General features: G+C 54.4%; 16 protein-coding genes. 8 read left to right on the forward strand and 8 right to left on the reverse strand.

The features are described from left to right. The 5 genes from IM300_RS05355 to IM300_RS05375 form a co-directional block, all read left to right on the forward strand. On the forward strand, positions 1–1,035 hold a 1,035-nt coding region (locus tag IM300_RS05355; RefSeq protein WP_193035610.1), incomplete at its 5' end, for a DUF1983 domain-containing protein. Between the two features lies 1 nt (position 1,036). Next, positions 1,037–2,002, forward strand: a complete 966-nt coding sequence (locus IM300_RS05360) for a DUF6453 family protein (RefSeq protein WP_040117545.1) — start codon at positions 1,037–1,039, stop codon at positions 2,000–2,002. Between the two features lie 59 nt (positions 2,003–2,061). Continuing rightward, complete coding sequence (locus IM300_RS05365; protein WP_193035612.1) at positions 2,062–3,417, forward strand: phage tail protein; 1,356 nt, start codon at positions 2,062–2,064, stop codon at positions 3,415–3,417. A gap of 82 nt (positions 3,418–3,499) precedes the next feature. After that, positions 3,500–3,739 carry a hypothetical protein gene (locus IM300_RS05370; protein WP_047737181.1) on the forward strand — a complete coding sequence of 80 codons (240 nt, stop codon included), beginning with the start codon at positions 3,500–3,502 and terminating at the stop codon, positions 3,737–3,739. Further along, positions 3,739–4,059 (forward strand): hypothetical protein, encoded by a 321-nt coding sequence (locus IM300_RS05375; protein ID WP_023303504.1) that lies wholly within the window; start codon positions 3,739–3,741, stop codon positions 4,057–4,059. The genes IM300_RS05370 and IM300_RS05375 overlap by 1 nt, the downstream gene beginning before the upstream one ends. 258 nt (positions 4,060–4,317) lie before the next feature. On the opposite strand, the gene IM300_RS05380 is transcribed toward IM300_RS05375, so the two are convergent. Together IM300_RS05380 and yeaG are read right to left on the reverse strand one after the other, a co-directional pair. Beyond that, positions 4,318–5,601 (reverse strand): YeaH/YhbH family protein, encoded by a 1,284-nt coding sequence (locus IM300_RS05380; RefSeq protein ID WP_193035614.1) that lies wholly within the window; start codon positions 5,599–5,601, stop codon positions 4,318–4,320. A gap of 68 nt (positions 5,602–5,669) precedes the next feature. Next, the gene (gene yeaG, locus IM300_RS05385; RefSeq protein WP_063449019.1) at positions 5,670–7,604 is read right to left on the reverse strand and encodes a protein kinase YeaG; all 1,935 of its coding nucleotides are present in this window, start codon (positions 7,602–7,604) and stop codon (positions 5,670–5,672) included. A gap of 432 nt (positions 7,605–8,036) precedes the next feature. On the opposite strand from yeaG, the gene IM300_RS05390 reads away from it, so the two are divergent. Then, the gene (locus IM300_RS05390; protein ID WP_063866429.1) at positions 8,037–8,783 is read left to right on the forward strand and encodes a MipA/OmpV family protein; all 747 of its coding nucleotides are present in this window, start codon (positions 8,037–8,039) and stop codon (positions 8,781–8,783) included. Positions 8,784–8,832: 49 nt separating this feature from the next. On the opposite strand, the gene IM300_RS05395 is transcribed toward IM300_RS05390, so the two are convergent. Next, positions 8,833–9,723, reverse strand: coding sequence for a D-hexose-6-phosphate mutarotase (locus IM300_RS05395; RefSeq protein WP_107535151.1), 891 nt, complete (start codon positions 9,721–9,723; stop codon positions 8,833–8,835). A gap of 75 nt (positions 9,724–9,798) precedes the next feature. Further along, a complete protein-coding gene (gene gapA, locus IM300_RS05400) occupies positions 9,799–10,794 on the reverse strand; it encodes a glyceraldehyde-3-phosphate dehydrogenase (RefSeq protein ID WP_006809136.1) in 996 nt (331 codons plus the stop codon). Between the two features lie 341 nt (positions 10,795–11,135). On the opposite strand from gapA, the gene msrB reads away from it, so the two are divergent. Next, positions 11,136–11,549: a peptide-methionine (R)-S-oxide reductase MsrB gene (gene msrB / locus IM300_RS05405; RefSeq protein ID WP_022647790.1), complete on the forward strand. Its 414-nt coding sequence runs from the start codon at positions 11,136–11,138 to the stop codon at positions 11,547–11,549. 56 nt (positions 11,550–11,605) lie between these two features. Continuing rightward, a complete protein-coding gene (locus IM300_RS05410; RefSeq protein ID WP_226842097.1) occupies positions 11,606–11,869 on the forward strand; it encodes a YeaC family protein in 264 nt (87 codons plus the stop codon). Between the two features lie 48 nt (positions 11,870–11,917). Here the strand turns inward: IM300_RS05410 and IM300_RS05415 are convergent, their stop codons facing one another. The 4 genes from IM300_RS05415 to sppA all read right to left on the reverse strand — a co-directional run bounded on the left by IM300_RS05415 (position 11,918) and on the right by sppA (position 16,977). Next, positions 11,918–13,174, reverse strand: a complete 1,257-nt coding sequence (locus tag IM300_RS05415) for a glycoside hydrolase family 18 protein (RefSeq protein WP_112792863.1) — start codon at positions 13,172–13,174, stop codon at positions 11,918–11,920. A gap of 216 nt (positions 13,175–13,390) precedes the next feature. Beyond that, positions 13,391–14,032 (reverse strand): bifunctional nicotinamidase/pyrazinamidase, encoded by a 642-nt coding sequence (gene pncA / locus IM300_RS05420; RefSeq protein WP_107535154.1) that lies wholly within the window; start codon positions 14,030–14,032, stop codon positions 13,391–13,393. Between the two features lie 9 nt (positions 14,033–14,041). Next, positions 14,042–15,058, reverse strand: coding sequence for an asparaginase (ansA, locus tag IM300_RS05425; RefSeq protein ID WP_193035616.1), 1,017 nt, complete (start codon positions 15,056–15,058; stop codon positions 14,042–14,044). 62 nt (positions 15,059–15,120) lie between these two features. Then, on the reverse strand, positions 15,121–16,977 hold the full coding sequence (gene sppA, locus IM300_RS05430; protein WP_063866435.1) for a signal peptide peptidase SppA: 1,857 nt from the start codon (positions 16,975–16,977) through the stop codon (positions 15,121–15,123). Positions 16,978–17,135 lie beyond the last annotated feature (158 nt).

Consider the following 17,135-nt stretch of genomic DNA (forward strand, 5'->3'; position numbering starts at 1 on the left):
GCTGACGATATCAAACAGGCCAACGACGAACTGGCGCAACAGGCGCAGGAGATCGCCAAAAACGCCCAGGATATCGGGAAAGTTCAGACCAGCGTTACAAACCTGTCGAGCAAGATCGGAGATGTGTCTTCTTCTTTGAGCGAGCTTGAGCAGACAGTGGCAACGGCTGATACCGCACTGGGCCAGCGTATCGACAGCATAAGCGTGTCTGTGGACGGTATGACGGGAGGAGTGAAGAACTCCGCCATCGCGATTATTCAGGGCAACCTGGCGCAGGTGGCGGCGCGCAAAACACTGTCTGCGTCGGTCGCCGGTAACAGCGCGCAGCTGGACCGCATTGATGAGGTGATCGTCAACGAGAAGGAGGCAACGGCGCGTTCGCTGCTGAGTTTGCAGACTGACGTGAACGGCAACAAGGCATCCATCAACAGCCTTAACCAGACGTTCTCGGATTACCAGCAGGCTATGGCCACGCAGGTAAACAGCATCACGGCAACCGTCAACGGGCACACTTCAGCGATCACCACCAACGCGCAGGCCATTGCGAACGTCAACGGGGACCTGAAGGCGATGTACAGCATCAAGGTCGGGTTATCCAGCAATGGTCAGTACTATGCCGCAGGGATGGGGATCGGCGTGGAGAATACGCCGTCCGGCATGCAGTCGCAGGTTATCTTCCTGGCTGACCGCTTCGCCGTAACGCACCAGGCCGGAGCGACCGTTACGCTTCCTTTCGTTATCCAGAATGGGCAGACCATAATTCGGGACACGGTCATTGGAGACGGGACGATTGGAAACGCCAAGATCGGCAGCTATATCCAATCTTCAACCTGGGACGGCACCGGGAACGTTGGCTGGCACATCAACAAATCTGGCTACGCGACGTTTAACAACGTGACCGTTCGCGGCTCGATTTACGCCACAAACGGTAATTTTTCTTTCAATGGTTCCGGCAACACAACGGTGATTAATGGTAATGGCGTAACCATTAATATTCCGGGTGGCGGCCGCATCGTACTGGGGACGTGGACATAAAATGCCGACAGGACTACTGATAGAACTAAATGACGGCGGAAAGCGCATGGAGATAACTGCGGGCCTGCGATGCCCGTCGTTTGGGGCCAACTTTGACAGTGGCTACCAGAAAGCCAAGTACGCTGATGTTGCCGGTTATGTTTCTGGGGCGCAGGTGCTGTTTATCCCTCACGCGACGGCTTACCTTGATTCAGGGCTGCTTCATAAAATGAACTCGGTCACCATATCCGGTGGACGCGTGACGCAGAACTCCACGATGAAGGATGTAAGCATCAGTGAGCGTGAAAGTACGTACACGTTCCCCGGAAGCCTCTGGCAGATATTTCCGTCAGGCCAGCGTAGTGGGGTGGGGCTGCTAATCAGCAACAGCACTGACTTCACCTCAATAACCAATGCCACGCAGTCAGGGCAGTGTATCTGGAAGGGGACCGTCAATGTCCCCACAGGCGGCTGGGCAGTTCCCACGATAGCGGGGTACGACAAGTCCAAATATATTGTCTTTGGGCGCTGCAATAGCGGTAACACAGTCGATTTCGATGGCAACACGGTCAGGTTCTTCAGCCCTCCATCCACCAACGATGACGCTCCGACGACCGGCACGATAGATATTGTCATCTTTGCCAGTGGCGTGGCTCCTCAGCCGGGCACCGGCCTCAACATCTTCAATGCAGCCGGGGCTTGCACGTTTTCGACGACAAAGCGGCCTTTCGTTTACCTCAACCAGCTCTGGACGCCTTCAAAAAATGCCGTGAGCATCGGCAGCGGGTATGTTCCGCTGGGCAGATTCGGGCTGATGGCTCACGAAGTTAATGGCATGTACGTGTATCGAATGTTCGGAATAAAAATACAGAACGGCAGTGCTTCAGTTCAGGGTGGGAAATATCTGGGGCGCGAGCGGTATGCAATTTTTGGTAATGACACGGTAACTCCACTGAACCTTCCCGTTCTTCCCGATATGTACGTCTGAATAAACTGACTTTTTAATCAACCTCGCTCCGGCGGGGTTTTTTATTGCCTGGAGAAAATATGCTTTATAACACTGGCACCATCGCCATTAACGGAAACACTGCAACCGGCACCGGCACGAACTGGACGGCACCTGCCAGCCAGATTCGGGTTGGCCAGACGTTGTTTGTTCTTTCTAACCCGGTACAAATGTTTCAGATCACCGCCATCAACAGTGCGACGTCACTGACGGTTACGCCTGCCGCGTCTCCGGCGCTGAGCGGCCAGAAATACGGCATTCTTGTCACCGATAGTCTCTCTGTAGACGGCCTGGCGCAGAGCATGTCTCAGCTCATCAACGAGTACGACGAGAACATCGGCGCGTGGGAGACGTTCGCCACCACCTCAGCAAACCAGAGCATCACTGTGACCATCAACGGCGCTCGTGTAACCATTCCGGCGATCGGCAAACTGGTCCAGAAAGGGAGCAATGGGGCGGTTGGAGTTTCGGACGGCGGGACCGGGGCAACGAATGCCGCTGACGCTCGCACAAACCTCGGTTTGGGAAACAGCGCTACAAGAAACGTTGATGACCAGTTCTCTCCGGGGTGGGCGTATCTGGGCGGAGCAGCTGTAATGGCGCAATGTCATCGCGATTATCGCAGTCTCGCCTCTTACGACGCTATAGCCCAATATCCTCTCGGTATGTCTTTCGGGATTCAGTCCGGTGGCAATGCGTGGGGAGGAGGTAGTGGAGTAGATACATATACGGGCATGCTAACGCTACGTGGGTGGCATGATCCGTCAGGTGGTGGCTATGTGTCGTGGCAGCTTGCCTCAACCTCTCAGGGGCTCAAGTATCGTCAGGGCAATGGAACAATTCAGGGCAATGCTAACGTCGGGTTCTCCACGACGCATACCCTTTATTCGACGCAGAACACCACGAAAGCCAGCGACGGAACGCTTAAAGCTGCATCACCGATCGCCAGAATCGTTAAATCTCAGGAAGAGAACCAGCGTACCGATGTTGACGAAGTAGGCTTCACCTGGTGCGGCTGCGGTACGGCGAACGCCGAGGCTGAAGGGATCAAAATCTCGCGGCTGGATGTTGGGGTGTATGTTCTTATCGGCTCGGCAGGCCTGGCATCAGAAGGCTGGCAATTGTTGCCGCCAATGGACCCGGGTGGAATGGGTGAACTGGGTGTTGTTGAAGCAGAGCAGACAGAAAGCGGTGGGCTGACGATTCGGCTTTTTAAGCGGAAATACATGCTGAGCGATGAAGGGGAGATCGTCAAAACAAAAGGGGCTCCTATGGATGTTCCGGCCAACAGCTGGATCGACGTACGCCTCGACATGCCTGATGATAGCATTTGGAATACAGGATCTTCTGAAGCTTCTCTGGAACTGACAGAGCAGCCAGCAGTCATTCAGCCTTAAAAATTAATAGGCGAACCCAAATTGATCTGCATTCCATTTAAAACTACTGTATATAAACACAGCAATAAAGGGAGTGCAGATTATGCCCCGAAATTCAGATATTCAGGCCGCCTTTATTGCGGCCATAGAGCTTAACCCAAAGGGCTACCGCTACCTGAGAACAGACCGCTTCATACAAAAGTTGCGTGGTTTTAACTGGCACTTTACCCGTGACGATGCAAACAAGTGGATAGAGCGCAATCAACCGGGTTTCGCTGATAAAACGACAGACGGTAGCGACAACCGTTACTGGATCCTGCGTAACATGGGGAGGGTGCACTGATGGGATTCGCATCACCAGCTGCTGATTATGTTGAGCGTCAACTTTCCCCAGCAATCCTGTGCAACATCGGGGCGGATAGTAGGTTGCTCGAAACTGATATGGGGTTTGCGGTGATAGAGCCAGCAACGAAAAAGACGCCTGGAGATGTGTTGTTAATTTTGTGCGACGGCCACACACAATTTGCAAAACTCATGGGCAAGGCGCTCATTACGGATGATGGTGAAGCGATTGAGGGATCAGCGCTTGAAGAAGTGGAAGTGCTGGGTAGGGTGACGTTCTTCATCAATCGTGCATTAGATGATGATTGCCCTGCAATATAGATAAATTTCCCCATGCGTCACTGAAAAAAACCAGCCATAAGCGGCTGGTTTTTTGTGTTGTTTGGTCGGCACGATAGGATTTTGCCTTCATCGCATGATGGTCATCCTAAAGCTCAAAGGAAGTTTTGCATAATCACTTCTTCAAAATCGCTTTCCCCAAAATAAAAGCTAAGCGAATGAAAAATATAGTGAAAATTAAGGATGAAAATGCAATGAAATCAGCCAGAAAAACATGGTTAACTGGCTGATTAATAACATTTAATTGGAGGTTGTAGAGCTCTGCTTCTGGAACAGTTCCCGGAAGACCGGATAGATGTCATCCTGGTCACGAATGTGCTGCATCGCGAAGTTATCGAACATCGCTTGCAGATGCTCATATTCACGCCACAGCGTCTGGTGGGCGCGACGGGTAATTTCAATGTAGCTATAGTAACGCACCACCGGCAGGATCTTCTTCGCCAGAATTTCATGACACAGCGGCGAGTCATCCGCCCAGTTATCACCATCCGATGCCTGCGCGGCATAGATGTTCCACTGCGCCGGATCGTAGCGCTCCTTCACCACCTCATCCATCAGCTTCAGGGCGCTCGACACGATGGTGCCACCGGTCTCCTGCGAGTAGAAGAACTCATGTTCATCCACCTCTTTTGCCTGAGTATGATGGCGAATATAGACCACCTCCACGTTCTTATAGGTTCTGCTCAGGAACAGATAGAGCAGAATATAAAAACGCTTAGCCATATCCTTCGTCGCCTGATCCATCGAGCCTGATACGTCCATCAGGCAGAACATCACCGCCTGGCTGGACGGCTCCGGACGTTTTTCGTAGTTCTTGTAGCGCAGGTCGAAGGTGTCGATAAACGGTACCCGGTCGATCTTCGCCCGCAGTTCGGCAATCTCTTTACGCAGGCGCTCCTCTTCCAGCAGCTGCGCCGGTTCCGTGTTTTCCACCACCTTCAGGCTGGTTTCCAGCTCGCGCAGTTCGCGCCGTTTACCCGCCGTCATCGCCGTACGTCGCGCCAGCGAGTTTTGCAGCGAACGCACGACGCTGATATTGGCAGGCACGCCGTTTGCGGTATAGCCCGCGCGATGGGTTTTGTATTCATTGAGCTGGCGGTGCTGATTCTTTTTCAGATTCGGCAGAGCCAGATCTTCAAACAGCAGGTCGAGATACTCGTCTTTAGATATCTGGAAGACAAACTCATCCTGGCCTTCACCGTCCTGGCTGGCCTGTCCCTGACCGCTACCAGAACCGCCGCCTCCGCCTTGTGGCCGCTCGATTCTGTCATTCTGGACGAAGTGGTCATTTCCTGGGTGCACGCGATGGCGAAGGCCGCCACGCCCCTGATGAAACATCGGTTCGCTGATGTCATCGTTGGGGATGGAGACGGATTCGCCGCTGTCGACGTCGGTCACCGAGCGTTTGTTGATGGCCTCGGAGATCGACTGTTTAATTTGCGATTTATAACGGCGCAAGAAGCGCTGGCGATTCACCGTGCTCTTGTTTTTGCCGTTAAGACGCCGGTCAATAAACCAGGTCATATATCCCCCGTACTGCATTTGCCAACTTTCAGCGGCCCGGTCAGCAAAGGCGCTGCCGGGCACTTGTGTTAAGACGATTTGCGCACGCGCAGATACCATTCGCAGAGCAGGCGGACCTGTTTGCGGGTATAGCCTTTCTCCATCATACGGTCGACAAAATCGTCGTGCTTTTTCTGCTCGTCGGTGGAGGTTTTGGCGTTAAACGAGATGACCGGCAACAGCTCTTCCGTGTTGGAGAACATTTTCTTCTCGATAACCGTGCGCAGTTTTTCGTAGCTGGTCCAGTTTGGATTGCGGCCATTGTTATGCGCTCTGGCGCGCAGCACGAAGTTCACAATCTCGTTTCGGAAGTCTTTCGGGTTGCTGATCCCGGCCGGCTTCTCGATTTTTTCCAGCTCCGCGTTCAGGGACTCACGGTCAAACAGCTGGCCGGTGTCCGGGTCGCGGTACTCCTGATCCTGGATCCAGAAGTCAGCGTAAGTGACGTAGCGGTCAAAGATGTTCTGGCCGTATTCGGAATAGGATTCCAGGTAGGCGGTCTGGATCTCTTTGCCAATGAACTCGGCGTATTTCGGGATCAGGTAGCCTTTCAGAAACTCCAGGTAGCGTTCAGCCTGCTCCTGCGGGAACTGCTCGCGTTCAATCTGCTGTTCCAGCACGTAGAACAGGTGGACCGGGTTAGCGGCCACTTCCGCGTGGTCGAAGTTGAAGACCCGGGAGAGGATCTTAAACGCAAAACGCGTCGACAGGCCGTTCATCCCTTCGTCAACCCCGGCGTAATCGCGGTATTCCTGGTACGATTTCGCTTTCGGGTCGGTATCCTTCAGGCTTTCCCCATCATATACGCGCATTTTCGAGTAGATGCTGGAGTTTTCCGGCTCTTTCAGGCGCGACAGGATAGAGAAGCGCGACAGCGTTTCCAGGGTTCCCGGCGCGCAAGGGGCATGCATTAGCTCACTGTGGTTGAGCAGTTTTTCGTAAATCTTGATCTCTTCGGAGATCCGCAGGCAATAAGGCACTTTGACGATATAGACTCGGTCAAGGAACGCCTCATTGTTTTTGTTGTTTCGGAAGGTTACCCACTCAGATTCGTTCGAGTGAGCGAGGATAATCCCGTTAAACGGCAGGGCGGAGATACCTTCCGTCCCGTTGTAGTTGCCTTCCTGCGTGGCGGTCAGCAGCGGATGCAGCACTTTAATCGGTGCTTTAAACATCTCGACAAATTCCATAATCCCCTGGTTGGCGCGGCACAGCGCACCGGAATAACCGTAGGCATCCGGATCGTTTTGCGCGTGATGCTCCAGCTTACGGATATCAACTTTGCCCACCAGCGCCGAGATATCCTGGTTGTTCTCGTCACCGGGCTCGGTTTTGGCGATGGCGATCTGCTCAAGAATGGATGGCCAGACCTTCACGACGCGGAATTTGGTGATATCCCCACCAAACTCATGCAGACGTTTTGCCGCCCACGGCGACATGATGGTGCCGAGATAGCGGTGCGGAATGCCAAACTCTTTATCCAGAATCTGCGCATCCTCCTGCGGGTTAAACAGGCACAGCGGATGGTCATTCACCGGGCTGCGCTCGCCGTTGGCGCTCAGGACGTAGATCGGCACGCGCTGCATCAGCGCCTTCAGCCGTTCAGCCAGGGAGGATTTACCCCCGCCGACAGGACCCAGCAGATAAAGGATTTGCTTCTTCTCTTCCAGCCCCTGAGCGGCATGCTTCAGGTAGGAGACGATCTGCTCGATGGCGTCTTCCATGCCGTAGAACTCTTCAAACGCCGGGTATCGGGCGACCACCCGATTCGAAAATAGACGGGAAAGCCGTGGCTCCAGGGCAGTATCGACCATGTTTGGCTCACCGATAGCCATCAATAGCCGTTCTGCCGCATTGGCATAGGCACTGCGATCTTGCCGACAAATGGTAAGAAACTCCTGCAGTGTGAACTCTTCGTCCTTGGCAGCTTCGTAGCGCTGGCGATAGTGATCGAATATATTCATGGCATGCCGTCCTTTCGTTTTTTAGCACAGGATAAGAGCCGTTCGTATGAGTAGTGGAGGCTCCCGGAAGAGAATTTTTCGCACCTCACCTCCAGAGCAGCAACCTGTGTGTCAGGTCGAAGGCTATGAACCGCAGGGTGTTCAGCAAAACCTCTTCTTAAATTAAAGCGTAGATGGCAATTGCAAAACTTGCATACGCATAAAATCTACTTTCAATGACATATCAATAACTCATCCAAAAATTTCCACTGTGGTTATAAGCGAAAAGGGGGTTTTTCATTTAGCGTTCACATAAATGAAAGCGGGTTGTCATCTGAAAAATGAAAAATAACGGGTTAATCAAACGGATTAGCGCGCAAAAAATTTTGGGATGTACGGGAATGGCGGTTACACTTCACCCGCTGATTATTTGACTACAGGAAAGAATGGATTGTGACCAAACTCAAACTTCTGGCATTGGGCATCCTTGCCGCGACCGCAGCGAGCACCGTACAGGCTGAGAGCCAGTGGACTGTTGGCGCGGGTGCTGGCGTGATCAACAGCCCGTACAAGCAGTATGACCGCGACGTTTATCCTGTCCCCGTTGTCACCTATGAAGGCGATAACTTCTGGTTCCGTGGATTGGGCGGCGGCTACTATCTGTGGAACGATACGGCCGATAAGCTCTCCATCATGGCCTATTACGATCCAACGCACTTTAAACCAGGCGACAGCGACAGCAATGCGCTTCGTCAGCTGGACAAGCGCAGAAGCTCGCTGATGGCGGGGCTTTCATACGTGCATAACACCCAGTATGGCTTCCTGCGCACGGCGCTGGCGGGCGATACCCTGGACAACAGCAACGGCTTCATCTGGGATCTGGCGTGGCTTTATCGCTATACCAACGGCGCGGTGACCCTGACGCCGGGTATCGGTGTGCAGTACAGCAGCGAGAATTACAATGACTACTACTATGGCGTGTCTAAGGCTGAGTCTCGCCGCAGTGGTCTGAATAGCTACAGCGCTGATGATGGCTGGGATCCGTACCTGGAACTCACCGCCTCCTATAACTTCCTCGGCGACTGGAACGTGTACGGTACTGGCCGTTATATCCGTCTGAGCGACGAAGTGAAGGACAGCCCGATGGTCGACAAGTCCTGGTCCGGCATCTTCTCCGTGGGTGTGACCTACAAGTTCTGATTTGGACGTTACCTATTAAAACGGGGCGCTTGCGCCCCGTTTGTTTTTGTTATGCCTGACGTTTCACAATCTTGATCGTCTGGCCTAAGCGGGACGGTTTTTCTTCGCTGGTTTTCTGCGGCGCAGTCACACACGCGGTTTCCACACACACGAAGGTTTTGTAACCGTCGTCCGGGATATCCGCCATGCTGACGGAAAGGGCCGGGCCCGGGTTCCAGCCGACCACGTTGCTGTGGTGATGATGAACCACTTCAATACCGCGGTTCAGCGCGCTGTCGTGGATCACGCTACAGGCTTCCGGGTGCAGGTAAACGCGGTCGGTACGATCCGGGAAGCTCTGCACGCCATCGTCCAGCTTGCCTTCTTTCGCGTTATCCACTTTGTCGATGAAGGTATCGCCCAGTCCGCTCACCTTAACGGCCTGGATGTCGCCTACGTTGAAATAGGTGTGCAGCGCGGAAGTGGTTTCGAATTCGCCGTGCGCTTCCAGCTCAATTTCGCAGGTTTTACCCAGCTTGAAGCGGGCATAGAGAGTGAACTCGTGTGGCCACAGAGCGCGTGTTTCATCGTTCGCCTGGAGCTCAAAGGTCAACACCGCGCCGTTATCATCTTCGTTATGCGCCTTCAGCGTCCACTGCTGGTTACGGGCGAAACCGTGAGACGGTAAACCCTGTTGCGCTGACGGGCCAAACCATGGCCAGCAGATCGGTACGCCGCCACGGATCGCCGCCCCTTTTTTGAACGAGGTGGCATCGCTCAGCCACAGGCCTTCTTCTTCGCCTTCTGGTTTCCAGGAGAGCAGGTGGGCGCCATTGAGCGCTACGGAGGCTTTAACGCGCGGATGATCGACGACGATGAGATCGGCACCGTCAATCTGACGGCGGGAGAGCACAGGGGTAAGTTGTTCGACTACCGGAAGTGCAAAAATTTTATTAATCATTAAGCAATCCTCTGTCTAAAAAACAATAAAAAAGGCGACCGAAGTCGCCTTTTAAGATCAAGCACTCATCTCAACTTATTTGGAGATGTGAGCGATCAGGTCCAGTACTTTGTTAGAGTAGCCAGTTTCGTTGTCGTACCAGGAAACCAGTTTCACGAAGTTGTCGTTCAGTGCGATACCTGCTTTAGCATCGAACACAGAAGTGCACACTTCGCCGTTGAAATCGGTAGATACAACGTCGTCTTCGGTGTAACCCAGAACGCCTTTCATTGGGCCTTCGGAAGCAGCTTTGATTGCTTTCTTAATTTCTTCGTAAGAAGCAGCTTTTTCCAGACGAACGGTCAGGTCAACAACGGATACGTTAGGAGTTGGAACGCGGAACGCCATACCAGTCAGTTTGCCATTCAGTTCTGGCAGTACTTTACCTACTGCTTTAGCAGCACCGGTAGAAGATGGGATGATGTTCTGAGCCGCGCCACGGCCGCCGCGCCAGTCTTTGTGGGACGGGCCATCAACGGTTTTCTGAGTAGCGGTGGTAGCGTGAACGGTAGTCATCAGACCTTCGATGATGCCGAAGTTGTCGTTGATAACTTTAGCCAGCGGTGCCAGGCAGTTGGTGGTGCAGGATGCGTTGGAAACGATGTCCTGGCCAGCGTAAGTTTCGAAGTTTGCACCACGAACGAACATTGGGGTGTTGTCTTTGGATGGACCAGTCAGAACAACTTTTTTCGCGCCCGCAGTGATGTGTTTACGTGCAGTTTCGTCGGTCAGGAAGATACCGGTCGCTTCAGCTACAACGTCAACACCGATTTCGTTCCATTTCAGGTTAGCTGGGTCTTTCTCAGCAGTAACGCGGATGGTTTTGCCGTTAACAACCAGGTGGCCGTCTTTCACTTCAACGGTGCCGTCGAAACGACCGTGAGTTGAGTCGTACTTCAGCATGTACGCCATGTATTCAGCGTCCAGGAGATCGTTGATACCAACGATTTCGATGTCAGAACGTTTCTGAGCAGCACGGAAAACAATACGGCCGATACGGCCAAAACCGTTGATACCTACTTTGATAGTCATATATTCCACCAGCTATTTGTTAGTGAATAAAAGGTTGCCTGTAAAATTACAAAAACCTTACGCAGCGTCAAGCGGAATCGTGTCAATCATTGCGACAAATCAATCCTGTGACTAACGTTTGTGCGACTGACTCGCCTCACTTTCCCTTTGAGCTAGCAACCACATGGGGGCTGCGCCCGGAATTTTAAAGGCCTCACAGGATTAAAATGTGAAATTGATCACAATTGCCTGACCGCCTTTTCGCGACACATAAGTTTAGAACAAAAGTGCACGCGCGGGTGTTAATGTTTTGTTAGAATCTGGGTTAAAAGATGTCTGTTTCAACAGCGAGATGTAAGCATATGTCGAACCAACATAACCCCGACGATCTGAAAAAAAACCTGACGGAGATGCAGTTTTACGTGACGCAAAATCACGGCACAGAACCGCCGTTTACCGGGCGTCTGCTGCACAATAAGCGGGAAGGCGTCTACCACTGCCTGGTATGTGATGCACCGCTGTTTAACTCCCAGACTAAGTATGATTCTGGCTGCGGCTGGCCGAGCTTTTACGAGCCTGTCAGCGACGATGCGATCCGCTACCTGACGGACTCCTCGCACGGCATGGTGCGTACCGAAATTCGTTGCGGAAACTGTGACGCCCATCTCGGGCACGTTTTTCCGGACGGCCCGCAGCCGACAGGGGAGCGTTTCTGCGTCAATTCGGCGTCAATGAGCTTTACCGATGACGAAAACGGCGACCAGACCAAAGGTTGAAAAAACGATTCAGCAAATTATTCCTTTGAAAGGGAGAGATCGTGAATATTGATGACATGATTGCAGGCATGACCCCGGAGGTGTATCAGCGTCTGGTGACGGCCGTTGAGCTGGGAAAATGGCCGGACGGCGTGGCGCTAACCCCGGAGCAAAAAGAGAACAGCTTGCAGCTGGTGATGCTGTGGCAGGCGCGTAACAATACCGACGCACAGCACATGACCATCGACACGCAAGGCCAGATGGTGATGAAGAGCAAGCGCGAGCTGAAAGAAGAGTTTGGCATTACGCCAAAGCCGATTGCGACGATGAAAATGCAATAACGGTGCGGGTTGATGCCCTCACCCACAGGGAGAGGGCTTGATGTCGTACTACTTATGCGGGATCCCGAGCGACTCCGCCAGCTGCTTCGCTAACTGGTTGTTGTCGTCCGCGCCATACTCCCAGAACATGGCGCCTGCGAGACCTTTCTCCTTGATGTAATCCGCTTTGATCGCCACGGAACGCGGGTTCTCATAGGAGATCGCAAACAGCGCCTTCCCGTCGGCGGATTTTACCGACAGCCACGGCACCTTCGCCCGATCGTCCCAGTGCTCGGTAAAGCGTTTCTGCGGATCGTTCAACAGCTTGCTGACGATATCGTTGTATTTCACATAGGTATCTTTGGTCAGATCGTAGCCAAGCGATTTAAACAGGCCAATTTCCTGCGGACCGAAGTAGGGCTGGGTCACCGGATTGTTTTGCGCGTCCGGTTTGCTCCAGTCGATGCCCGGTTCAACGGCGCGCTTCGGTACGCGACCGTAAAAACCGATCCCGAGGTTCATCTGCTGCGGCTTAAGCCCGGCAGCCAGATAGTTGTTGACCACAAAATCGACGCTGTATTTATCGGCCTCGGCCACCGTTGGCCAGGCGCTGGAGTCATACAGATTGGCGTTGAAGTACTGCGTTCCGTACGCCATGTCGTAGGTCATCAGGTTGATGTAGTCGAGCAGGGGGGCAATGGCCTTCACGTCCACCCAGCTTTTCGGGCTTTCCGCATTCGCGCCCACCGCAATCGTGACCAGCTTCTTCTGACCAAACGCGTCACGCAGCTCTTTTAACAGCGCGGTAAAATTATCCCTGTCGGCAGGGTTACTTTCGACCAGCCCCCACGCGCCGTTGACCGGGAATTCCCAGTCGAGATCGATCCCGTCCAGGCCGTATTTATTGACGATCTCCTGCGCGGAGCGAATAAACACCGCGCGGCTCTCCTGGGTTGCCGCTGCGCCAGAAAAACCGCGCGCGCCCCAGCCGCCCACGGACAGCAGGACTTTCAGGTTCGGGTTTTGTTTACGAAGCTGAGGAATTAACGCCAGGTCGGACGCCACTTTCGGGGATAACCAGATTTGATGCAGCTTCGCCGGATCTTTCAGCGCGGCGTTGGTTTCGTCTTTCTCGTTGTTATAGACCAGACCAAACGAGTAGTTCAGGTGGGTGATCTGGCGAACGTCGAGTTTATTGATATCGCCACCCGGTCCGGCGGTCACATCGCCACCGCCATTGAAGTAGCCCACGGACATCAGGGGCGCGGCGTAAGCAACCGACGCGCAAAGCAAGGGTAATGCTGCCAGCAAGGGCAAACGTTTCATATAAGATCCTCTTTGACTAAAAATAACCACGCCACAGAAAAAGGCGTGGCGAAAAAACAGCCTGAAGAGGATAGCATTGCCGCTTCGCCTGTGATGCGAGGGAGTTCACTTTATGGAGATTGGGGGAGAAATGCCGGGTGGCGCTGCGCTTACCCGGCCTACAAAACCAGAGAAAGTAGGCCGGGTAAGGCGAAGCCGCCACCCGGCTAAAAAAGCTTACGCCTGCGTCTCCAGCCAGTCGGCCAGCGTATACAGCGTTGCGCCTTCCGCCGCCATATCCATAAACGCCTGGGCGCTGTCCTGCGGCTGAATATTCACCCCACGACACCCGTCGGTGATGACATTCACGGTATAGCCCAACTGAAGCGCGTCCAGCACCGTAAACTTCACGCAGTAGTCCGTTGCCAGACCCAGCACAATCAGCTCGGTGATCTCATGATGGCGTAACCACGCGTCCAGCGCCGTTTTCTGGCGGTGGCCGTTATCGAAAAAAGCGCTGTAGCTGTCGATTGTCGGGTTTTCGCCCTTGTGAAACACGGCGTCGATCGCCTTCTGGTTCAGCAGCGGATGCAGCTCGGCGCCTTCCGTCTGCTGTACGCAGTGATCGGGCCAGAAGGTTTGCGCCAGCCCGTCCAGCTCGCCCTGGCTATAAGGCTCAACGTTGTGCTGGCTGGCAAAGCTGCCGTGGTTTGCCGGATGCCAGTCCTGACTCGCCACGACCGCTTCACCGCGAGCCTTACACCACGCAATCAGCGAATTGGCGACGTCTACGGTGCTGTCGCCTTCCGCGACGGCCAGCGCGCCGCCCGCACAGAAATCATTTTGCAAATCGACCAGTAACAGGGCGCGTTGCTTCATGGGAACTCCTTATTCGTCCGGCGTCAGTTCGCCGCGCAGGTTTTGCATCATGGCGCGGCGAATGGAATCAATATCCAGATCCTGACTCAGTAAATAGTGAAGTTTAGTCAGCGTTGCCTCAACGGTCATATCGAATCCGCTGATCACGCCCGCGTGCGCCAGGGCATTACCGGTGGCGTAGCCGCCCATGTTGACCTTGCCGGACATGCACTGGGTGAGGTTGACCACCACAATCCCGCGATCGCTCGCCTCCTGAAGCTCTTTCAGGAACTCACCGTTCTGCGGGGCGTTACCCACACCATAGGAGCGCAGGATCAGCGCCTTCACCGGCTGGCGCAGGAAGTTGCGCACCACGTCGGCGGAGATGCCAGGATAAATCGTCACCACGCCAATCGGCTGCGGGGTGATTGGGTGAACAATCAGCTCGCCAGCGGTGTTTGGCGCAGGCGGCGTGCCCAGACGGCGGATATGGATCCCCGCTTCCAGCAGCGGTTGCAGGTTAGGCGAGGCAAACGCGTCAAAACCATCGGCGTGCGCTTTAGTGGTACGGTTCCCGCGGTACAGCCGGTTGTTGAAGAACAGCGACACTTCGTTGATCGGGTAATTAGCGGCCACGTACAGGGAGTTAAGCAGGTTGATCTGCCCGTCCGAACGCAGTTCCGCCAGCGGGATCTGCGAGCCGGTCACGATGACGGGCTTGCTCAGGTTCTCAAGCATGAAGGAGAGCGCCGAGGCGGTGAACGCCATGGTGTCGGTGCCGTGCAGGATCACGAAGCCGTCATACTGGTCGTAATGGGCTTTAATATCGTCCGCGATATGCTGCCAGTCTTCCGGCGTCATGTCGGAGGAGTCCATCAGCGGCTCATACTCGTGGATGGTGAAGCCCGGCATTTCCGGACGGTGGAATTCGGGCATCAGCGCCAGCTGGCGCTGCAAGTGACCGGAAACCGGGATATAGCCATTTTCCGAGCGCTGCATACCGATGGTACCGCCGGTATAGGCGACATAAATTGATTTCTTCTGCATGGTAGTGAGTTCTTGTTCTTCAAAAGAAAAAATCCCCTCTTCACGGGAAGAGGGGACGGTTTTTAACGCACGTTCGCACACGTCAGGCAAAACGCGTAACGGCTTTGCGGATCGTTGAAGGCCGCGAGCTTATCGCTCTCCGCTTTCATGGCTTTAGCCGCAGTCGCCACCGGCGCCGGCAGATACGCCTGAAGCGCTTCCGGCAGCATGGCGCGGACGGAGCCGGACATGCTGTCCATAACCATATCGAAGAACGTCGGTTCGTCCTGATAATAGTCCACGTGCCACTGCTTCAGCTTCGCCAGTTCCGCCGCTTTCTTCACGGCGTCATCGAAGTCACCCAGGCTGTCTACCAGACCGTTGCTCTTCGCATCCTGTCCGGTCCAGACGTGGCCCTGCGCGATCTGGTCAATCTGGTCTGGCGTCTTTTTACGGGAATCCGCCACCAGCGTGATGAAGCGCTTATAGCCACTCTCAATGCTGAGCTGCATCATCTCAGACACCTCAGGCGGCAGAGATTTCGTCACGGACACATCCGCCAGCGGCGAGGTGGAAACGCCGTCGGTATGAACGCCGAGATAATCCAAGCTGTTCTCTACGGTGTTGATCACCCCGAAGATACCGATTGAACCCGTCAGCGTGCTTGGGTTCGCCACGATGTAGTTAGCCGGCGTGGAAATCCAGTAACCCCCGGAAGCCGCCATGCCGCCCATGGATACGACGACCGGCTTGCCTGCGGCGCGCGCGGCGGCCAGCTCAGCGCGGATCACCTCGGAGGCGCTGACGCTGCCGCCTGGGCTGTTGACGCGCAGTACAATGGCTTTCACTTTCGGATCCAGGCGAGCATCGCGGATCTGCGACGCGGTGGTATCACCGCCGACGTTACCCGGGGTTTCCTCACCGTCCATAATGGCGCCGTTGGCAAACACCACGGCAACGCTGTCGCCGCTGTCGTCCGGTTTTTTCGCGGCGTAGTCATACATGCTGATGGCGCTGTAGTTTTTGTCCTCTTTACTCCAGCCGAACTGTTTGGTCAGCGCTTTTTCAATTTCAGCGCTGGAGCCCAGCCGATCGACCAGTTTGTTATCAAGCGCGTATTTCGCCGTATCGCCGTCCACCTTGCGCAGTCCGTCCAGTACACCGCGCGCGCCCGGGAAGACCTGCTCAGCGGTCATTTGACGGTTAGCGGCAATGGTGCCGAGGTAGTTCTGCCACAGCTCGCCAATCCAGCGGCTGTCCGCTTCACGGGCCGCAGGGGACATATCATCGCGGATAAACGGCTCCACGGCGGATTTATAGGTCCCGACGCGGAAGACGTGGGTGGTGACCTTCAGCTTGTCGAGCAGCGTTTTATAGTACAGACCGTTAGTGGCGAAGCCATGAAGATCGACCGTGCCCTGCGGCGAAAGCCAGATTTTATTGGCAAAGCTCGCCAGATAATATTGCCCCTGGGTGTAGCTGTCGCCAACGGCAATGACCGGCTTCCCGCTGTCGCGGAATTCGCGCAGCGCTTTACCGATGTATTGCATTGACGGCTGATCGGCCCCGGCAAAATCTTTCAGGTCCAGCACGATACCCGTAATGTTACGGTCGTCTTTAGCCTGACGGATGATGTCAACGATATCAAACAGGGAGTTTTCCTGAAGACGGTCTGACGTTGCGCCAAAAAGCTGGCGGCCAATCACGCCCAGACGGTTGCTGGTAGACGGCTTATCGACAATCACCCCGGTGATGTCGAGCAGCAGCGCGCCGCGCGTTGAATTCTGCGCCTGGCTGGTGCTGCTGATATGCATCCAGATGCCCACGCAGACCAGGACCAGGAAGATGAAGAAGATATTCATCACCAGGTTGCGGACGAAGTTGAGCAGTCGCCACGTCCATTTAAAGAAACCGGCAAAGATTCGCCAAAGGGTTCGCATGTATTCTCCCTAACCAGAAAAGGACTGTTTCCGTCGCCACGGGACGGTAATGTGCGGTTATCGTAATGACCCAACCGCCACTTGTCAGCAGGAATCGCCTGCCGCGCTGTAACAAATTCTGCTGTCGTGTTAATTTTGTGAGTAAATTTCACGAAAGG

The organism is Enterobacter cloacae complex sp. I2 (assembly GCF_014896205.1).
Taxonomy (GTDB): domain Bacteria; phylum Pseudomonadota; class Gammaproteobacteria; order Enterobacterales; family Enterobacteriaceae; genus Enterobacter; species Enterobacter quasihormaechei.

What these genes read in the sequence shown, in the direction of transcription:
- sppA (WP_063866435.1), bottom strand. Translation starts at nt 16,977, where the DNA reads ATGCGAACCCTTTGGCGAATCTTTGCCGGTTTCTTTAAATGGACGTGG.
- IM300_RS05415 (WP_112792863.1), bottom strand. Translation starts at nt 13,174, where the DNA reads ATGAAACGTTTGCCCTTGCTGGCAGCATTACCCTTGCTTTGCGCGTCG.
- IM300_RS05410 (WP_226842097.1), top strand. Translation starts at nt 11,606, where the DNA reads ATGATTGCAGGCATGACCCCGGAGGTGTATCAGCGTCTGGTGACGGCC.
- msrB (WP_022647790.1), top strand. Translation starts at nt 11,136, where the DNA reads ATGTCGAACCAACATAACCCCGACGATCTGAAAAAAAACCTGACGGAG.
- IM300_RS05395 (WP_107535151.1), bottom strand. Translation starts at nt 9,723, where the DNA reads ATGATTAATAAAATTTTTGCACTTCCGGTAGTCGAACAACTTACCCCT.
- gapA (WP_006809136.1), bottom strand. Translation starts at nt 10,794, where the DNA reads ATGACTATCAAAGTAGGTATCAACGGTTTTGGCCGTATCGGCCGTATT.
- pncA (WP_107535154.1), bottom strand. Translation starts at nt 14,032, where the DNA reads ATGAAGCAACGCGCCCTGTTACTGGTCGATTTGCAAAATGATTTCTGT.
- IM300_RS05360 (WP_040117545.1), top strand. Translation starts at nt 1,037, where the DNA reads ATGCCGACAGGACTACTGATAGAACTAAATGACGGCGGAAAGCGCATG.
- IM300_RS05375 (WP_023303504.1), top strand. Translation starts at nt 3,739, where the DNA reads ATGGGATTCGCATCACCAGCTGCTGATTATGTTGAGCGTCAACTTTCC.
- ansA (WP_193035616.1), bottom strand. Translation starts at nt 15,058, where the DNA reads ATGCAGAAGAAATCAATTTATGTCGCCTATACCGGCGGTACCATCGGT.
- IM300_RS05365 (WP_193035612.1), top strand. Translation starts at nt 2,062, where the DNA reads ATGCTTTATAACACTGGCACCATCGCCATTAACGGAAACACTGCAACC.
- IM300_RS05370 (WP_047737181.1), top strand. Translation starts at nt 3,500, where the DNA reads ATGCCCCGAAATTCAGATATTCAGGCCGCCTTTATTGCGGCCATAGAG.
- yeaG (WP_063449019.1), bottom strand. Translation starts at nt 7,604, where the DNA reads ATGAATATATTCGATCACTATCGCCAGCGCTACGAAGCTGCCAAGGAC.
- IM300_RS05380 (WP_193035614.1), bottom strand. Translation starts at nt 5,601, where the DNA reads ATGACCTGGTTTATTGACCGGCGTCTTAACGGCAAAAACAAGAGCACG.